Source organism: Blastococcus capsensis, assembly GCF_030165005.1.
GTDB lineage: Bacteria > Actinomycetota > Actinomycetes > Mycobacteriales > Geodermatophilaceae > Blastococcus > Blastococcus capsensis.
In genome coordinates, this window is sequence record NZ_JASNNW010000011.1 from 128,217 (window position 1) to 144,812 (window position 16,596).

At 72.0% G+C, this 16,596-nt stretch carries 13 protein-coding genes; 3 read left to right on the plus strand and 10 right to left on the minus strand.

What is annotated here, in order from left to right; all coding sequences use genetic code 11:
• The 3 genes from QOZ86_RS11505 to QOZ86_RS21330 form a co-directional block, all read right to left on the minus strand.
• The gene (locus tag QOZ86_RS11505; RefSeq protein ID WP_284492102.1) at nucleotides 1-1,062 is read right to left on the minus strand and encodes a 4Fe-4S dicluster domain-containing protein; all 1,062 of its coding nucleotides are present in this window, start codon (nucleotides 1,060-1,062) and stop codon (nucleotides 1-3) included.
• Between the two features lie 142 nt (nucleotides 1,063-1,204).
• Nucleotides 1,205-3,922 carry a formate dehydrogenase gene (fdh, locus tag QOZ86_RS11510; protein WP_489433516.1) on the minus strand — a complete coding sequence of 906 codons (2,718 nt, stop codon included), beginning with the start codon at nucleotides 3,920-3,922 and terminating at the stop codon, nucleotides 1,205-1,207.
• 12 nt (nucleotides 3,923-3,934) lie between these two features.
• On the minus strand, nucleotides 3,935-4,498 hold the full coding sequence (locus QOZ86_RS21330; RefSeq protein WP_489433517.1) for a hypothetical protein: 564 nt from the start codon (nucleotides 4,496-4,498) through the stop codon (nucleotides 3,935-3,937).
• A gap of 153 nt (nucleotides 4,499-4,651) precedes the next feature.
• Between QOZ86_RS21330 and QOZ86_RS11515 the strand changes: the two genes are divergently transcribed.
• Entirely contained in the window at nucleotides 4,652-5,302 is a 651-nt protein-coding gene (locus tag QOZ86_RS11515) for an arsenate reductase/protein-tyrosine-phosphatase family protein (protein ID WP_284492103.1), read from the plus strand.
• Between the two features lie 248 nt (nucleotides 5,303-5,550).
• Here the strand turns inward: QOZ86_RS11515 and QOZ86_RS11520 are convergent, their stop codons facing one another.
• The gene (locus QOZ86_RS11520) at nucleotides 5,551-6,630 is read right to left on the minus strand and encodes an LCP family protein (RefSeq protein WP_284492104.1); all 1,080 of its coding nucleotides are present in this window, start codon (nucleotides 6,628-6,630) and stop codon (nucleotides 5,551-5,553) included.
• 230 nt (nucleotides 6,631-6,860) lie between these two features.
• Here QOZ86_RS11520 and QOZ86_RS11525 point away from each other — a divergent pair, with 230 nt between their 5' ends.
• Both QOZ86_RS11525 and QOZ86_RS11530 read left to right on the plus strand, forming a co-directional pair.
• Nucleotides 6,861-8,234, plus strand: a complete 1,374-nt coding sequence (locus QOZ86_RS11525; RefSeq protein WP_284492105.1) for a lipopolysaccharide biosynthesis protein — start codon at nucleotides 6,861-6,863, stop codon at nucleotides 8,232-8,234.
• Entirely contained in the window at nucleotides 8,224-9,432 is a 1,209-nt protein-coding gene (locus QOZ86_RS11530) for a glycosyltransferase (RefSeq protein ID WP_284492106.1), read from the plus strand. The genes QOZ86_RS11525 and QOZ86_RS11530 overlap by 11 nt, the downstream gene beginning before the upstream one ends.
• Before the next feature lie 10 nt (nucleotides 9,433-9,442).
• Here the strand turns inward: QOZ86_RS11530 and QOZ86_RS11535 are convergent, their stop codons facing one another.
• The 6 genes from QOZ86_RS11535 to QOZ86_RS11560 form a co-directional block, all read right to left on the minus strand.
• Nucleotides 9,443-10,684 (minus strand): glycosyltransferase, encoded by a 1,242-nt coding sequence (locus QOZ86_RS11535; protein WP_284492107.1) that lies wholly within the window; start codon nucleotides 10,682-10,684, stop codon nucleotides 9,443-9,445.
• A 25-nt stretch (nucleotides 10,685-10,709) separates the two neighbouring features.
• On the minus strand, nucleotides 10,710-11,729 hold the full coding sequence (locus QOZ86_RS11540; protein ID WP_284492108.1) for a glycosyltransferase: 1,020 nt from the start codon (nucleotides 11,727-11,729) through the stop codon (nucleotides 10,710-10,712).
• Between the two features lie 56 nt (nucleotides 11,730-11,785).
• Nucleotides 11,786-13,216, minus strand: a complete 1,431-nt coding sequence (locus QOZ86_RS11545) for a hypothetical protein (protein WP_284492109.1) — start codon at nucleotides 13,214-13,216, stop codon at nucleotides 11,786-11,788.
• A gap of 104 nt (nucleotides 13,217-13,320) precedes the next feature.
• The gene (locus QOZ86_RS11550) at nucleotides 13,321-14,448 is read right to left on the minus strand and encodes a UDP-N-acetyl glucosamine 2-epimerase (protein ID WP_284492162.1); all 1,128 of its coding nucleotides are present in this window, start codon (nucleotides 14,446-14,448) and stop codon (nucleotides 13,321-13,323) included.
• Between the two features lie 5 nt (nucleotides 14,449-14,453).
• Complete coding sequence (locus QOZ86_RS11555; protein WP_284492110.1) at nucleotides 14,454-15,575, minus strand: polysaccharide biosynthesis C-terminal domain-containing protein; 1,122 nt, start codon at nucleotides 15,573-15,575, stop codon at nucleotides 14,454-14,456.
• On the minus strand, nucleotides 15,572-16,594 hold the full coding sequence (locus QOZ86_RS11560) for an SDR family NAD(P)-dependent oxidoreductase (protein WP_348637967.1): 1,023 nt from the start codon (nucleotides 16,592-16,594) through the stop codon (nucleotides 15,572-15,574). The genes QOZ86_RS11555 and QOZ86_RS11560 overlap by 4 nt, the downstream gene beginning before the upstream one ends.
• Between the last annotated feature and the right edge of the window lie 2 nt (nucleotides 16,595-16,596).

Below are 16,596 nucleotides of genomic sequence, written 5' to 3' on the forward strand. Positions count from 1 at the left end.
TCACCTCCGCCGCGAGCCGGCGATCGCCGCGACGGCGACCCCGACCATCATCGCCGCGGCCTTGCCGGCCGCCTTCCACATCGCCGGCAGGTCCCGCGTCGTGACGATCGGGTCCGGCGGCAGGCCGTAGACCTCCGGCTCGTCGAGCAGCAGGAAGAACGCCCCGTCTCCCCCGACGCCGTCGTCCTCGTCCCGCCCGTACAGCCGCGCGGTCTCCACGCCCTGCGCCTTGAGCGTCACCAGCCGCGCGTCCGCCCGCTCCTGCAGCTCGTCCAGGTCGCCGAACTGGATCGACTGCGTCGGGCACGCCGTGGCGCACGCCGGCTGCAACCCGTCGGTCAGCCGGTCGTAGCACATCGTGCACTTGAAGACCCGGCCGTCGTCCTTGCGCTGGTCGATGACGCCGTAGGGGCACGCCGCCACGCAGTAGCCGCAGCCGTTGCAGATGTCGTCCTGCACGACCACGGTGCCGTACTCGGTGCGGAACAGCGCACCGGTCGGGCAGACGTCCAGGCAGCCCGCGTGCGTGCAGTGCTTGCAGACGTCGGAGCTCATCAGCCAGCGGATCTGCTTGTCCGCCCCGGTCTGCCCGGTCTGCGGGTCGAACTCGCTGAGCGCCTCGGCGTTGAGCACGCTCTGCTGGGCGTTCGCCAGGCTCACGGAGTCCCCGGCTCCCGCCGGCGACGGGCCGCTGCCCTGCCGGTCGTCACCCGGCCGCCCGAACGTCGGCATCGGCAGGTCGACAGCGCGGCTCTGCTCGATGAACGCGACGTGCCGCCACGAGTTCGCGCCCAGCTGGCCGGTGTTGTCGTAGGACATCCCCGACATCCCGATGACGTCCCGCACGCCGTGCGAGTCGTCCATCGGGAGGGTGTTCCACTCCTTGCAGGCCACCTCGCAGGCCTTGCAGCCGATGCACACCGAGGTGTCGGTGAAGAAGCCGACCCGCTTGGGGTGGTCCGCCTCGTACCCGGACTGCCCGGTGACGTCGGGGACCGGGCCGTAGAGCCGGTTGCCGGGGTCGTTGCCGGTGAAGGCCGCGCTCGCCGAACTGATCGTCATGCCGCGCCCTTCGCTGGGTTCACGTCGCCGTCCTCCCTCACCGGGAGGCGTCCTCCCTCACCGCACACCGTGAGCGAGGACGCACCACGATCAGGGACCCTGATCCCAGCGGGGCTCACGAGCTTGTCTGCGTCGGCGGTCATCACAGCGTCGAGCCCTCCCCCGCGTCGGCGGCGACCGGGTCGCGGCCGTTGAGGCCCACCCGCCCGGACGCCACCCCGGCCCGCCGCCGGTATTCCTCCACGAAGTCGATGAGCTCCGGCCCCCGCGGGCGCCGCCCCGGGACGATGTCGGCGGTGCTGACCTTGTCCTCCTGGATGTGCGTGTTCGGGTCCAGCGAGATGCCCAGCAGGTCGTTGGCGGAGTCTCCGGTGGAGATGCCGCTGTAGGACCAGTGGTAGGGCATGCCGATCTGGTGCACCACCTGCCCGTCGCGCAGCCTGATCGGCCGCACCCGCTCGGTCACCAGCACCTTCGCCTCGATCGCCGTGCGGGCGCTGACCAGCGTGGCGTAGTCCCCGTGGGTCAGCCCGCGCAGCTTCGCGAGCTCTGGGCTCACCTCGACGAAGAACTCCGGCTGGAGCTCGGCCAGGTAGGGCAGCGTGCGGCTCATCCCGCCGGCGGTGTGGTGCTCGGTCAGCCGGTAGGTGGTCACCTGGAACGGGAAGACCTCGCTGCGCGAGGGGTTCTCCCGGTTCCACGGGCCGGGGATGCGCTCGACCGTCGGGTTCGCCTGCACCTTGTACAGGGCGTTCTCGACCACCGACTCCACCGGCTCGTAGTGCGTCGGAAGCGGGCCGTCGACCACACCCGCCGGCGCGTACAGCCACGCCTTGCCGTCGCCCTGCATGACGAACGCGTCGGTGCCGGCCAGCGCGTCCTGCGCCCTGGCGCCGTCGGGCGGCACGTAGTCCGGCCGCTTGTTCTTCTCGAAGTCGGGGACGTCCGCCCCGGTCCACTCGCCGGCGGCCTCGTCCCAGTACACGTACTTCTTGCGCTCGCTCCACGGCTTCCCGTCGGGGTCGGCCGAGGCGCGGTTGTAGAGCATCCGGCGGTTCAGCGGCCAGGCCCAGCCCCACTCCGAGGCCACGACGCCCTGCTCCGTGGCGGGCTTGCGCCGGGCGGCCTGGTTGACCTCGTCGGCGTAGACGCCGCAGTAGATCCAGCAGCCACCGGTGGTCGAGCCGTCGTCCTTCATCTGCATGTAGGTCGACAGCGCCCGGCCGTCGGGGCCGGTGCCGTTGATCTCCCGCAGCACCGCATCGGCGCTCGGGTCCTGGGTCTCGCCGTGGGTCGGGTAGTCCCAGGTGAGATCCAGCAGCGGACGGTCGCGGGGGTCGTCGGAGCCCGCCAGCCGCTCCCGCAGGATCCGGCCGAGGTGGTAGAAGAACCACAGGTCGCTGCGGGCGTCGTTCGGCGGCTCGACCGCCTTGTCCCGCCACTGCAGCATCCGCTGGGTCTGGGTGAAGGTGCCTTCCTTCTCCACGTGCGTAGCCGCCGGCATGAAGAAGATTTCGGTGGCGATGGTCTCCGGGGCGAGCTCGCCGGTCTCGATCTCCGGCGACTCCTTCCAGAAGGTCGCCGACTCGATCATCTGCAGGTCCCGGACGACCAGCCAGTCGAGGTTGGCCAGGCCGAACCGGTTCATCCGGCCGTTGGGGTGCCCGACCGTCGGGTTCTCGCCGACCAGGAAGTAGCCGGAAACCTTCCCCTCGATCATGTCGGCGATCGTCCGGTAGGAGCTGTGGTCGCCGTTGATCTTCGGCAGGTAGTCGAAGGCGAAGTCGTTCTCCGCCGTCGCCGAGTCGCCCCACCAGGCCTTGAGCAGGCTCACCATGTACGAGCGCTTGTTGCCCCAGAACCCGGCCTTGCCGGCGGCGTCGGCCACGTACTCCTCGAGCGTGGAGTGCTGCAGCGCGTGCGGCATCGGGAGGTAGCCCGGGAGGATGTTGAACAGCGTCGGGATGTCGGTGGACCCCTGGATGCTGGCGTGCCCGCGCAGCGCCATGATCCCGCCGCCGGGACGACCGATGTTGCCCAGCAGCGTCTGCAGGATCGAGCAGGTGCGGATGTACTGGGCGCCGACGCTGTGCTGCGTCCAGCCGACCGAGTACACCCACGCCGTCGTCCGCTCGCGGTTGCTGTTCGACGTCACCCAGTCGGCGACCTGCGCGAACACCTCGGGCTCGATGCCGCAGACCTCGGCCACCATCTCCGGCGTGTACCGGGCGTAGTGCCGCTTGAGGATCTGGAACACCGTGCGCGGGTCCTGCAGGGTGTCATCGCGCTGGGGCTTGGCCGGGATCGGCGGCCCGCCGCTGCCGGAGGCCTGGGCCCGGTCGGCGTGCTTGACGCTCGGGTCCTCACCGGTGCGATCCAGCTCGGCCGCCTCGGCGGGGTCGTCCGACCCCGAGTGACGCGGCTCCTCCGGTTGGTACTGCCAGGACGTGTCGTCGTAGGTCCGGCTCTCCGGGTCGAAGCCGGAGAACATGCCGTCGAGGTCCTCGGAGTCGACGAAGTCCTCGCTCACCAGCGCCGCGGCGTTGGTGTAGGCGACCACGTACTCCTTGAAGTACAGGTCGTTGCTCAGCACGTGGTTGATGAGCCCGCCGAGGAACGCGATGTCGGTGCCCATGCGCAGCGGCACGTGCAGGTCGGCGATCGCGCTGGTGCGGGTGAAGCGCGGATCGATGTGGATGATCTTGGCGCCGCGCGCCTTGGCCTCACCGACCCACTGGAAGCCCACCGGGTGGCACTCGGCCATGTTCGAACCCTCGATGACGATGCAGTCGGAGTTCGCGAGGTCTTCCAGGTAGTTCGTGGCACCGCCACGACCGAACGAGGCACCCAGACCGGGCACCGTCGCGGAGTGCTATATGCGCGCCTGGTTCTCGATCTGGATCGCGCCCAGGGCGCTGTAGAGCTTCTTCATGAGGTAGTTCTCCTCGTTGTCGAGGGTCGCCCCTCCGAGGCTCGCTATCCCCATGGTCCGGCGGAGCCGCCGGCCCTCGTCGTCGGTGTCCTGCCAGCCCTTGCGCCGGGCCTCCAGCACGCGGTCGGCGATCATCTCCATCGCCGTGTCGAGCTCGAGGTCCTCCCACTCCGTCCCGTACGGACGGCGGTACTTGACCGTGGTGACCCGCGTCGGGCTGGTGACCAGCTGCTTGCTCGCCGAGCCCTTCGGGCAGAGCCGGCCGCGGCTGATCGGCGAGTCCGGGTCGCCCTCGATCTGGACGACCTTCTCGTCCTTCACGTAGACGTTCTGCGCGCAGCCGACGGCGCAGAACGGGCAGACGCTCTTCACCACGCGGTCGGCGGTCGCGGTGCGCGACACCACCGCCTCGGTCGCCATGCTGCGCGCGGCCTTGCCGCGACCGAACGGGTCCGAACCGGTGAGCTGCCGGTACACCGGCCAGCTCTCGAGCCAGGTCTTCACGGCGGTCACTCTGCCATCCGGCTCGCGCGGTGGCGCGTCAGCGGGTCTTCCCAGTCGATCGTGTCCGTCCGACGGGGGACGCGGACGTCGGAGCGACGCGCAAGGCCGTCCCCTGCTCCGGAAGGGGCGCGCCTGGACATAGGCTTCGGCGCGGTGTCCACGAATCCGCAGCAGGCGACCGCGCGGCTGCTGTTCGTCTGCACCGGCAACGTCTGCCGCTCTGCAGCAGCCGAACGACTCCTGTCCGCCTGGACGGCCGACAGCAATGAGCGTGTGGAGGTGCGCAGTGCCGGCACCCAGGCCCGTCCAGGTCGGCCGATGCATCCACGCACCGAACGCGCGTTGGCGCGACACGGCGTCGAGGCCGGCGGCTTCACCTCCCGGCGCCTGTCCGACGCCGACGTCGACTGGGCCGACCTCGTGCTGACGATGACCGGCGAGCATCGTGACGAGGTGGCGGGGATCAGTCCCCGTGGCCTGCAGAAGGTCTTCACCGTCATGGAGGCCGCTGCGCTCGGGCAGACGCTCGGCCCCGACTGGTCCCGCAACCACGCCTCCCCCGCTGGAGCTGCGCTCGCCCAGACCCTTCGGGACGCCCGCGCGCGTTTCGCACGGGCCCGCGGAACGGAGTTCGACGTGGCCGACCCCATCGAGGGCTCCTCCCGGGTGCATGCGGAGGCCGTCGACCAGATCGCCGCAGCGCTCGAGATCGTCGTCCCGCTGCTGGTGGGATCGGGCGCCCCCGGCGACGACACGATCCGCATGCCCCGGCTGCCACCGGTCCCGCGGCCGTTCCCGCGGTAGCCGGGCCGGCGGGTGCCGCGTCCGACAGCGTTCGCCCAGCAGGCGGTCTGTGGGACACATCGTCCCGGGGACGATGTGCGCTGCGGACCAGTTCTCGGGCGAGGAACTGGTCCTGCGCGCACACTGCTCGGCCGCCGGAACAGCTGCCGCGCGATGCACGCCACCGGGCCTGACCAGTCGGCCGCTCGGGGACATGCAGCCCACCCGTCCGCGCTGCTCGTACAAGGCGGACGTCGAGGGCCCCGGTATCAGTTGGGGACGGCCTGGAGCGTGTCGACCGCGAACTCGGCCGTGTGGTCGCCGAGCGTGTCGCTCCGCAGGTGGGTCCACATCTGCTCGGCGCGCACCGGGTCCAGGTAGACGACGCTCTGGCTGCCCTCGCGGCCCGTTCCGGTGACCGGTGCGGTGAGGAACGTGACGGCGTCGGGCCGCAGCGACCGCAGGTCGTAGGCCACCGAGAGCAACTCGGAGTTGGACAGCCCCTCGTCGACGGCGACGGTGTCGGTGAGTGCGACCAGGAACTCGTCGAGGGCGCCGACGTCGCTGAGGACGTTCTTCTGGGCCAGGCCGCTGTACACCGAACGCAGGTACTGCTGCTGGCGCTTGACGCGGTCGAAGTCCCCGCCGGGCAGGCCGTAACGCTGCCGCACGTAGTAGAGCGCCTCGCGGCCGTCGAGGTGGTTCACCCCGGCCTGGTAGGTGTACGGCCCGTTCGACGTCGTCTGGGCGACGTGGACCTCGACGCCGCCGAGGGCATCGGTCATCTCGACGAACCCGGCGAAGTCCACGGCCGCGTAGTGGTCGATGCGCGTGCCGGTCAACTGCTCGACGGTCTGGACGAGCAGGGTCGGACCTCCGTAGGCGTAGGCGGCGTTCAGCTTGGCCATCCCGACGCCGGGGATGGACACCCAGCTGTCCCGCGGCAGGGAGATCACCTGCGCCCGCTGCCGGTCACCCTCGAACCGGACGACCATCATGACGTCGGAACGACCGTCGGGGGTCTCGCCCGCCGGCACGTCCTCGGTGGTGTCCGAGCCCACGACCAGGAACGTCAGCGGCGTGGTCGTCGCCGGCCCGCTCGGAGCCGGCGGTCGCTGAGCCTCGTCCAACCCGGCGAAGACACCGTCGAGGCGGTCCAGGTTGCCCGCGTACCGGTGGGTCATCCACCAGGCACCGCCGGCGACCAGGAGCAGGACGGCCACCAGTCCCAGACCCACCACGGCCAGGATCCGGCGACGACGGCCTGCGCGGCGAGGTGGTTCGTCGACGTGCTCGTCGATCGACGCGCCCCACTCGTCCAGGTCTTCCACGGCTCGGTGCCTCGACACTGCTACCCCGCTCCTCGCCGGCCAACCGGTGCAGGCTACGGGCGCCGCGACGCCGACCGGCGCATGCAGCGGTGACGCCGGGCCGCCTGGGACCCCTGCTGCCGATGTGGCCCCTGCGCCGCGCATTCGCGGATCGGACGGAACGGTTCGACCGACTTCCGCGGAGCAACGCCGCGGGCCGTCGCGCTGCGGTTAGCGTGGGCGCAGACGCGCGAGCGGGGGACGGGCAGATGTCGGAGAACAACGGGGCGCGAGCGCGTGCGCGTGCCCGCCGGCACCGCGGGCTCCTCGTGGCCGTCGGTTCCGGGCTGGGAGCCCGGCTGGTGGGCCTGCTGGCCCCGCTGCTGGTCATCCCGCTGGTGCTGGAGGACCTCGGCCCCACCCTCTTCGGCGTGTGGGCCACGGCGGTCTCCCTCACGGCGCTGGCCGCCTTCGCCGACCTCGGCCTCGGGAACGGGTTGCTGACCAGGCTGTCCGCCTGCCTGGCGCGCGACGAGATCGACGACGTCCGTCGTTACGTCGGTGCGGCGTACGTGGTGCTGACCGGCGTCGGGACGGCGTTGCTCCTCGTGTCCGGGACGACGCTGTTCCTCCTGGGCCGGTTCGCGCCTCCCGGCACGACGCTGGCCGATCCGGTGGCCCGCCAGGTCGTGGCGACGACGCTGGCGGTGTTCTGCCTGTCCTTGCCGCTCGTCGTGGTGCAGCGGCTGCAGTACGCGGCGCAGCGCGCATGGGCGGCGAACGCCTGGCAGGTGGCGGGCGCGTTCCTCGGTGTGCTGCTGACCTGGGCTGCCGTGACCGTCGACGTCTCCGAGCCCGCCGTCGTCCTCGCCTCGGTGGCGGGGGTCCCCGTCGCGGCACTGGTGAACACCCTCACCTACTTCCGCGGCGCAGGCCGGGACCACCGCCCGATCCTCCCGTCGGCGGTCAGGGACCGCTTCACCACGGACCTGCTCGGCCTGAGCTCGCGGTTCCTGGCGCTGGGTGTGCTGACGAGCATCGCCCTCAACGTCGACAACCTCCTCGTCGCCGGGGCGCTGGGCGTCGAGGCGGTCACGTCCTTCTCCATCGCGACCCGGCTGTTCTCGGTCCTTACCCTGGTGGCGACGATGGTCGGGCTGGCCCTGTGGCCGGCCTGCGCCGAAGCACTCGCCCGTCACGACGTGGCGTGGGTGGTTCCTCTCGTCCGCCGCGCGTGCGCTGCCTCGGTGGTGCTGGTCCTCGCTGCCGGCGCCGTCCTGCTCACGGCCCGGTCCGCGGTGCTCGAGCTGTGGCTCGACGGCGCCGTCGTCATCCCGGTGGCCCTGGGGGCCGGACTCGTCGCGTGGTCGGCGCTGCTCGCAGGCGCCGCCCCGTTCTTCTCGGTGCAGAACAGCATCGGTGCGCTGCGGTCCCAGTACACGGGGTGGGCGGCCTTCCTGGGGCTGTCGATCCCGCTGAAGGTCGTCCTCGTCCACGCGGTCGGCATCCCCGGCATCCCCGCGGCTGCCTGCGTGGCCTACCTGTGCACGCTCCTGCCCGCCGCGGTGCGCGGGGCGCGCACCGCGCTGCACAACAGTGTCGAGACACCATCCGAGCGGCCGAGAACGAGCCATGTCGCCTGATCCGTCCTCCCTCCAGGTCGTGTACGTCGCACCGGTTCCCATGGCCCCGGACAACGCCTCGAAGCTGCGCATCGAGAACATGTGCCGAGCGGTGGCCGCAGCCGGCCTGCCGCCGGTCCGCATCGGCTCGGGCGACCCGGTCGGGGTCCGCGGCGAGTTGGCGGACGGCGCCGCACGGTTCGAGGGCCTCGGGGAGATCCCGCTTCCCTCGACCCCTCGCGCCCGGCGGGTGGCCCGCGGTCTGACGTGGGGAGCGGCCACGCGGGCATGGGTGCGGGACCTGCAGCCGCGACCCGACGTGGTCGTCGTCTACGGCACCCATCTCGGCTACCTGGTCCGGCTGCGGCCCGAGGCCCGGCGGCACGGCTTCGCGCTGGTTCCCGACGTGGTCGAGTGGTACGACGCCGGGCACCTGCCGCTGGGGCGGTTCGGCCCGTTCGCGCTGGCCAACGAGCTCGCCATGCGGGTGGTGGCGCCCAGGTCGCGGGACGTCATCGTGATCAGCTCCTACCTCGAGCGGTGGTTCGCGCGGCACGGCAGCCGGGTGCTGCGCGTGCCGCCGCTGTTCCCCGTCACCCCGACCCACCGGCCGCCGTCGGCCGACGGGAGGTTGACCCTCGCCTACGCCGGGAACTTCGCGGAGAAGGACCGGCCCACCGTCCTCAACCTGCTGCGGTTGCCCACCCTCGTCCCGGACGCCGGTGACCGGCTGCGGATCGATCTCGTGGGCTCGGACGCCACCGAGGCACGGCGGGCGCTCGGCCCCGACGCCGCCGCGGTGGCCTGGGACTCGCCGGTGTTCCGTTGGCGCGGGCGCGTGGACAACGCGGCCGCCCGGGCCCTCATCGGCTCGGCGGACTTCGTGGTGCTCCAGCGTTCCGCCATCCGGTCGAACCTCGCCGGCTACCCGTCGAAGGTCGCCGAGAGCCTCAGCCTCGGAACCCCGGTCATGACCAATCCCACCAGCGACCTGGGCACCGACCTCACCCACGGACGCGACGCCTGGCTGCTCCGCGACGAGTCGCTGGACGCGCTGGTCGAGGCCGTCCGCGACCTCCTCGCGGCGCCACGACCGGCCGTCGACCGGGCCGCGGTCCTCCGCAGCGCCGAGCGGCTCTACTCCCCGGCCTCGCACGCCGATCGGCTCCGCGACTTCCTCGTGGACGCCGTCGCGGCGGCCCGGCCGGGGAGGACCTGAGCGCCTCCCGTCAGGGCAGCCGGGCCAGGAAGGTGAGCATGCGCCGCCCCTGGTTCTCCGCCGACCGCGTCGACAGGATGAAGGCACGTGCGCGCCCGGCCTGCGCTGCCGACCCGACCCGGTCGGCAGCGGCCCGGACGATCCCGGCCGCCAGGGCCTCGACGCTGTCGTCGTCGGTGATCCGCAGGTGCTCGACGTAGTCGGCCGGCAGCGTGGGGAGGGGTGTCGTGAGCACCGGCACCGACAGCGCCATGTACTCCAGCAGCTTCGAGGGGAAGCTGTAGCGCACGAAGCCCGAGGACACCGGACGCGGATTGACCAGCAGGTCCGACGCGAGGAGGCGCTCCAGGAGCTCGGCGTGCGGCACCTTCCCGTGGTGGACGACCCGGTCGCCGCTCCGCTCGCGCAGCCAGTCGGCCAGCTCTCCGGCGCCGTAGAGGTCCAGCCGGACGTCGGTGCCGGGAATGGCCTCGACGGCGGCGACGAGACGGTCGACGCCGTAGTCCCGCGTCAGGCCGCCGGCGTACGCGACGCGGAACGGCGCGTTGCCCTGCCCCGGTCCGCGGTCCGGCCGGCGCGCCGCCGCCGCCGCGGCTGCTCCACCCACGATCCCCTCCATGACCAGGCGCGGTCGGTGAGGGGCGAGGTCGGCGCCGAGCGCGTCGGTCAGGCAGACGACGCCGTCGAGCCGGTCCGTGACGGCCCGGACCAGTCGACGGTCCCACGCCCGGAGCCAGGTCAGCAGCGGACCGTCCGTCGGCCGGTCCACTCCGGGCGGGTCGGTGAGCACGGCCACGATGCGCGGCGCCGAGCGACCTGCCGCCCGGGCAGCCCTGCCGCGCGAGGCGAGCGCCGCGCCCACCGCGAGGAACGGCAGGTGGACACCGTGGATGAGCACATGGTCCGGCCGCTGCCGCCGCAGTTCGCCGAGCCCGCCGAGCAGGAGGGAGACCGTGCGCGTCAGGTGCTTGAGGACCGGGAGGTTCACGAAGGACAGGAACCGGCCCGAGCAGCCGTCGTCGTGGAAGGACCCGCCCCGGAACACCAGCTGCGGGAACGCCGGGTAGTCGGGAACCGGATGCGTCGACACCAGGCCCACGGTCGCACCGGCGCTCCGCACCGCGGTCACCAGGCTGCGGGCGAAGTTGTGCGTCTGGGTCGCGGGGACGGCGCTGGCCGCATCGATGGCGACGGCCACGTCCGGGGGAACGGTGAATCCCAGGATGACGACCCGGGGTGCCGCACCGCTCATCCGCCGGCCCCCGTCCTCGCCCGCCTCACGTCCGTTCCAGGATCTCGTCGTAGATCTCCCCGAGGCGCCGGCTCATGTGGTCGACGGTGTAGTGCTGCTCGGCGCGCGCCCGTGCCGCCGCCCCCACCCGCTGCCGCTCGCCGTCGGCGGCCAGGAGCCGGGCGAGCTGGGTCGCCAACGCCGCCGGGTCCTGTGGCGCGACGAGCACGCCGGCCGATCCCACGGCCTCCGGGCTGCCCCCCACGCTGCTGGCCAGCACGGGCAGCCCCGCCGCCATGGCTTCGAGCAGCGCGTTGGACATGTTCTCCGACCAGCTCGGCAACACGAAGACGTCGGCGGCCAGCATGAGCCGGTCGACGTCCGAGCGGGTGCCCAGCCAGTGCACCGGCACGTATGGCGCCGCCTCGAAGGCTGCCCGCAGCCGTGCCTCGTCGGGGCCCGAGCCGGCGACGACGAGCCGCCAGGCGGGCTCCGGCCCGAGCAGCGCCGCGGCCCGGGCGAGATCGCCCAGGCCCTTGTCCTCGGCCAGTCGTGCGGCACTGAGCACGACGACGTCACCGGCCGGGATACCGAGCTCGGCACGGACGTCCGCACGCACCCGTGCGCGGTCGCGCAGGTCCGGCAGCGGCACCCCGTTGGGGACGACGCCCAGGACCTTGCCCCGCACCGGATCGAGGAAGGGCCGCCGCGCCGCCGCCGCGCAGACGGTGGTGACCGAACCCGCCATGCGGAGGGTCGCCGGCTCCAGCACCCGCGTGACCACCGCCCGGCGCGCCGGGGACGGCACCGCGACGAGGTCGCGCTGCGTGCCGTGCACGGACACCAGGACCCGCCGGACCCCCGCCAGCCGCGCGGCCAGCACCCCGTGGAACCCCTCGTTGCCGAGCCCTCGGACGTGCACCATCGCCGGGGCGTGGCCGCGTATCTCGCCCACGAAGCGCCGCAGCAGCGCGACGTCGAGACCGCCGGCGGCGGATTCCTGATGCAGGATCCGGAAATCGAAGCGCTCGGCCAGCGGGGACCGGAGCAGCCGGTCGAGCGCCATCTGCGGTCCTCCGCCATGGAGAGCGCCTGCCACGTGCTGGACGACGACCGGGCGGTTCATGCGGCTGCCCGGACCGACCGTGCGCGGCCGGTCGGACGGCGTCGGAACACCGGCCGCAGGAGGTAGATGCCCACCAGGGTCACCACGGCGATCGTCGCGTAACGGTTCTCGAAGAGCTGGTTGTTCGCCGGCACGTAGGCCAGCAGGACTGACAGCTGACAGAAGAGGATCAACGCCAGGTCGTCGGCTCGGCTCCGCGCCGCCCGCCACAGCCGCGCCGCCGCCCAGCCGATGACCGCCATGACGCCCAGCACCCCCGGGAACGACACGACCGAGGCCAACCAGGGGTAGACCGTCCCCCAGTACTGGCGGGCCGGCCAGCCGGTCGCCCTCTCGGTCCGGAGCGGATAAGAGCGCAGCATCGGGTCGGGGCCCCCCAGATACTGGACCTTGTAGCCGGCGATGGATGGGAAACCACTCAGCCCGCCGCCGAACTCGAATGGTTGCGCCAGGTTCTTCGACAGCCCGAGATAACCATGCGTCGGGTAGGCGATCACCACGTTGAGGCCGGTCGCCAGGCGGGGGCCCAACACCGCGGCGGCCACGCCCGACCCCTGGTAGCGGTCGGCGACGCCCACGTGATCCACGCGCGCGCTCTGGTTGAAGGCCATGTAGAGGACGAAGACGAGCGTCGCGGCTGTGGTAGCGACCCCGGCGCGGGCGAAGGCGCTGCGCTGGGCTCTTCCCCGTGTGCTCGCCCTGCGCCGCTGCACTCCTGGCCGGCCGGACCGATCGCCCAGGTATCGGCGTCGGCGACCGCGGACGGCGTCGTCGCCGGTGTTCGACCGCATCGGTGCCAGGACGACCGCGCCCGCGGCCGCACCGAGGATCAGCAGATCGCCGAGGCCCTTGAGCGTTCCGATGTAGACGAAGTACAGGGCATAGACCGAGACCCCGAGCAGGATCCAGGCACGTAGCCACGGGCCCAGGTGGCGCCAGTACCGGATGGTCAGCGGCAGCAGCGCCGCGTACAGAGCGCCGGAGAGAACTGTCACCTGGAGGGGCCGGTTGACCGCGCCGGTGGCCTCCTGCCGGCGGTACACCTCGAACTTGTCGAAATATCCCGAGGCAGGGTCCAGCAGCGAGGCCCAGATGTCCCGCCACGAGAGCGCGCCGTACTCGATCAGCGAGAAGGCGCCGTAGGCGAGGAACCACAGCGCCGACGCAGCGATGACGAGCCGCACCAGCTGGGACGGGGCACCGACGGCTCGGTCCGGTAGCGGTGGCGACGGCGAGAGCCGCAGGGAGGCGAGATATCCGACGGCGAACGCGGTGACGGCGGCCGCGGCGAACAGCGTCGTCTGGCCGAGGTTCTTCGCCAGCGGCGCGTACTGGCCGACGAGGAAGAGGACGTAGGTGCCGACGAGCCAGGCCACCGTCGCCTTCAACGGCAGGCGGGCGCTGCGGTCGGGCGCGGGACCCTCCACGGCCGGGACGGGCGCACCCGAGCGCCGCAACTGGTGCTGTCCTCCGCCGGCCCGGGTCACGGTCCGCCGGGTCGGCATCGTCGTGACAGCACCGGTTCGACCGTTCACGAATCCTCGTCCGCCGCGGCGCCGGTCGCCTCGACCGGCCGCAGCCCCGACCACTCCCGGTGGAAGGGCGCGGTCGAGGCGATGAGGTTCACCACCCGCGCGCTGGTGTCGGGGATGCAGTAGTCGGCCGGTGCCGCCGGGACGAACGCCGGAGCCTGCACGGCCGCCAGGATCGCCTCGGCCGTCGGCGCGACGGTGCGCACGGACCCGGTGTCGAGGGCTTCGGGCCGCTCGATCGCCGGGCGCAGCGTCAACCCGGGGAAGCCCAGCATTGCGGCCTCCTCGCTGATCGTGCCGCTGTCGGACAGCACGCGGTCGGCGTGCATCTGCAGGTGCACGTAGTCGAGGAAGCCGAAGGGCGGCGCGAACGTCACCCCTGGGTGCGGCGACCGGGCGAGCTTCTCCATCTGCAGCCGCGTCCGGGGATGCGTCGAGACGAGGACCCGCTTGCCGGTGCTCGCGGCCAGGGCGTCGAGCCCGTCGAGCAGGCCGCTCAGCCGGCGAGGGTTGTCCACGTTCTCCTCCCGGTGGACGCTGACGACGTAGTAGGTGCCGCGCTCGCAGCCCAGCTCGGACAGCGCCGTCGACGCCTCGATCCTGGGGCGGTAGTGGTCCAGCACCTCGCGCATCGGCGAGCCGGTCACGTACACCCGCCGCGGGTGCAACCCCTCCGCGAGCAGGTTGCGTCGCGCGTGCTCGGTGTAGGCGAGGTTGAAGTCCGCGGTGTGGTCGACGATCTTGCGGTTGATCTCCTCGGGCACGTTGGCGTCGAAGGACCGGTTGCCGGCTTCCATGTGGTAGACGGGGATCCGGTGCCGCTTGGCCATGATCGAGGTCAGCGCGCTGTTGGTGTCGCCCAGCACCAGGAAGGCGTCCGGCCGCACCCGCTGCAGGCACTCGTCGATCCGGGTGATGCTGCTGCCGAGGAAGGCGCCCAGCGACGACGTGTCCGTCGTCAGCATGACGTCGGGGTCGCGCAGCCCGAGCTCCTCGAAGAACACCGAGGACAGCGCGCGGTCCCAGTTCTGCCCGGTGTGCACGAGGACGTGGTCGAAGGCGCCGTCGGCCCGGTCGAGGACGCGGGAGAGCCGGATGATCTCCGGGCGCGTGCCCACCACCGTCATCAGCTTCACGACCCCACCCCCGTCCGCGTGTACACGTCGAAACGGTAGGTGTCCGGCGACGACGGGTCGAGCAGCTCGTTGGTCCAGAACACCGTGGTGGCCGGCCGGTCACCGACGTTCCTCAGCGAGTGCGCCCACAGCGGCGGCATGTCCACCGCCACCGGCGCGTCGCCGGACACCGGGAAGGCCACCTCCTCGCCGGTGATCAGCCGGCGGAGGCGGATCTCGACCTCGCCGTCCAGCACGACGAAGCGTTCCAGCTTGCGTCGGTGGTAGTGCTGACCACGAACCGCCCCGGGGACCGTCGTCGACAGGAACGTCAGGGTGTCCGTGCTCCGGGCTCGGGACGCCTCGACCAGGGTTCCGCGCTCGTCGGAGTGCACCGTGCGGACGATCGGGAAGCGCCGGGGGAAGCAGGCGGCCTGGAACGTGGTGAACAGCGCGACCCGGAACGGATCGGACAGGTCCGGGAAGTCGCCGGTCTCCGGGTAGTCGACCATTCCGGTGAGGAGTTCCAGGACGGCGCCCACCGAGGTGGTCCGACCGGTGGGCCGCAGCTCGCCCCCGCCGATGGCCTGGGCTGCGCCGACCAGGACGTCAGCGGCGTCCTGCGCATGCAGCAGGTCCAGCTCCCGGTCCTGGTGGACGACCGGAGCACGCCCGGCCGCGAGCTCGGCGCAGAACGTGGCGACGAAGGAGTTGTAGTGGGGGCGGCCTCCCTGGCCGAAGATGTTGGGGAGGACCACGTCGGTGTAGGCGGCGCCCGCCCGGGCGCAAGCGCCGGCCAGGCGCTCCTGGGCGTACGCCTTGCTGCGGCCGAACGCCGAGTCCGTCCCGGCATGGATCGAGTTGCCGTGGACGACCTGCCGCACCTGAGAGCCCTCGAGCGCGACGGCCAGGGCGTCGGCGAGGAGCCGGTTACCGTCCTCCACCTCCGTCTCGCTGCCCCGGTTGACCCCGGCCAGGTGGACCACGGCGTCGCAGTCGCGGACCAGACCGGCAAGGGTGGCCTCGTCGGCGAAGCCGGGCCGCCCGATCGGGACGACGGCATGCCGGTCATCCGCCAGCAGGGCGGCGCGCAGGTGCCAGCCGAGGAAGCCGTCCGAGCCGGTGACGGCGATCCTCACGCGGCCATCTCCAGCTGCCGCATCACCTCGGGGACGGTCCGCAGCAGCCGGGCCACTCCGCCACCGTCGAGCCGTTCCGTGTTGTGCGAGGTGTAGTCGTCGAGCCGGGACTCGTCACGGCTGCCGTCTTCGAAGAAGAGCTCGTAGTTCAGCGACCGCGCGTCCAGCGGCACCCGGAAGTAGTCCCCGTGGTCCTCGGCGCGCAGGACCTCTTCCCGGCTGAGCAGTGTCTCGAACAGCTTCTCGCCGTGCCGGGTGCCGATGACGGTCGTCCGGCTCTCGGCGCCGACCAGCTCCGCCACACCACGGGCCAGGTCGGCGACGGTGGCGGCCGGCGCCTTCCGCACGAAGATGTCCCCGGGCTCGGCGTGCAGCATGGCGTAGCGGACGAGGTCCACCGACTGCTGCAGCGACATCAGGAAGCGGGTCATCGCGGGGTCGGTCAGCGTCATGGGCGTGCCCTCCCCGAGCTGCTTGAGGAAGAGAGGCACGACGCTCCCCCGGGAATGCAGCACGTTGCCGTAGCGGACGACGGAGACCGTGGTCGGCGAGTCCGGGTTGTTGCGGGCGAAGGCCTGCGCGGTCTTCTCCATCAGTGCCTTCGTCATGCCCATGGCGTTGATCGGGTAGACGGCCTTGTCGGTGCTGAGCAGGACCACCGAGCGGACCCCGTGCGCCGCGGCGGCGTTCACCACGTTCTGGCTGCCCGTGACGTTGGTGAGCACCGCCTGGGCGGGGAAGAACTCGCACGAGGGCACCTGCTTGAGCGCCGCGGCGTGGAAGACGAAGTCCACACCACGGGCGGCATCGCTGACGCTCGCCGCATCGCGCACGTCGCCGACGTAGAAGCGCATCCGCTCGTCACCGAGCTGACGGCGCAGCTCGTCCTGCTTGGCCTCGTCCCGGCTCAGCACCCGGACCTGCCCGACACCCTCGCCCAGTAGGGCCCGGGTCATGGTTGATCCGAAGGATCCCGTCCCTCCGGTGATCAGCACTGTTGCGCCGGTCATCTCGTGCATGC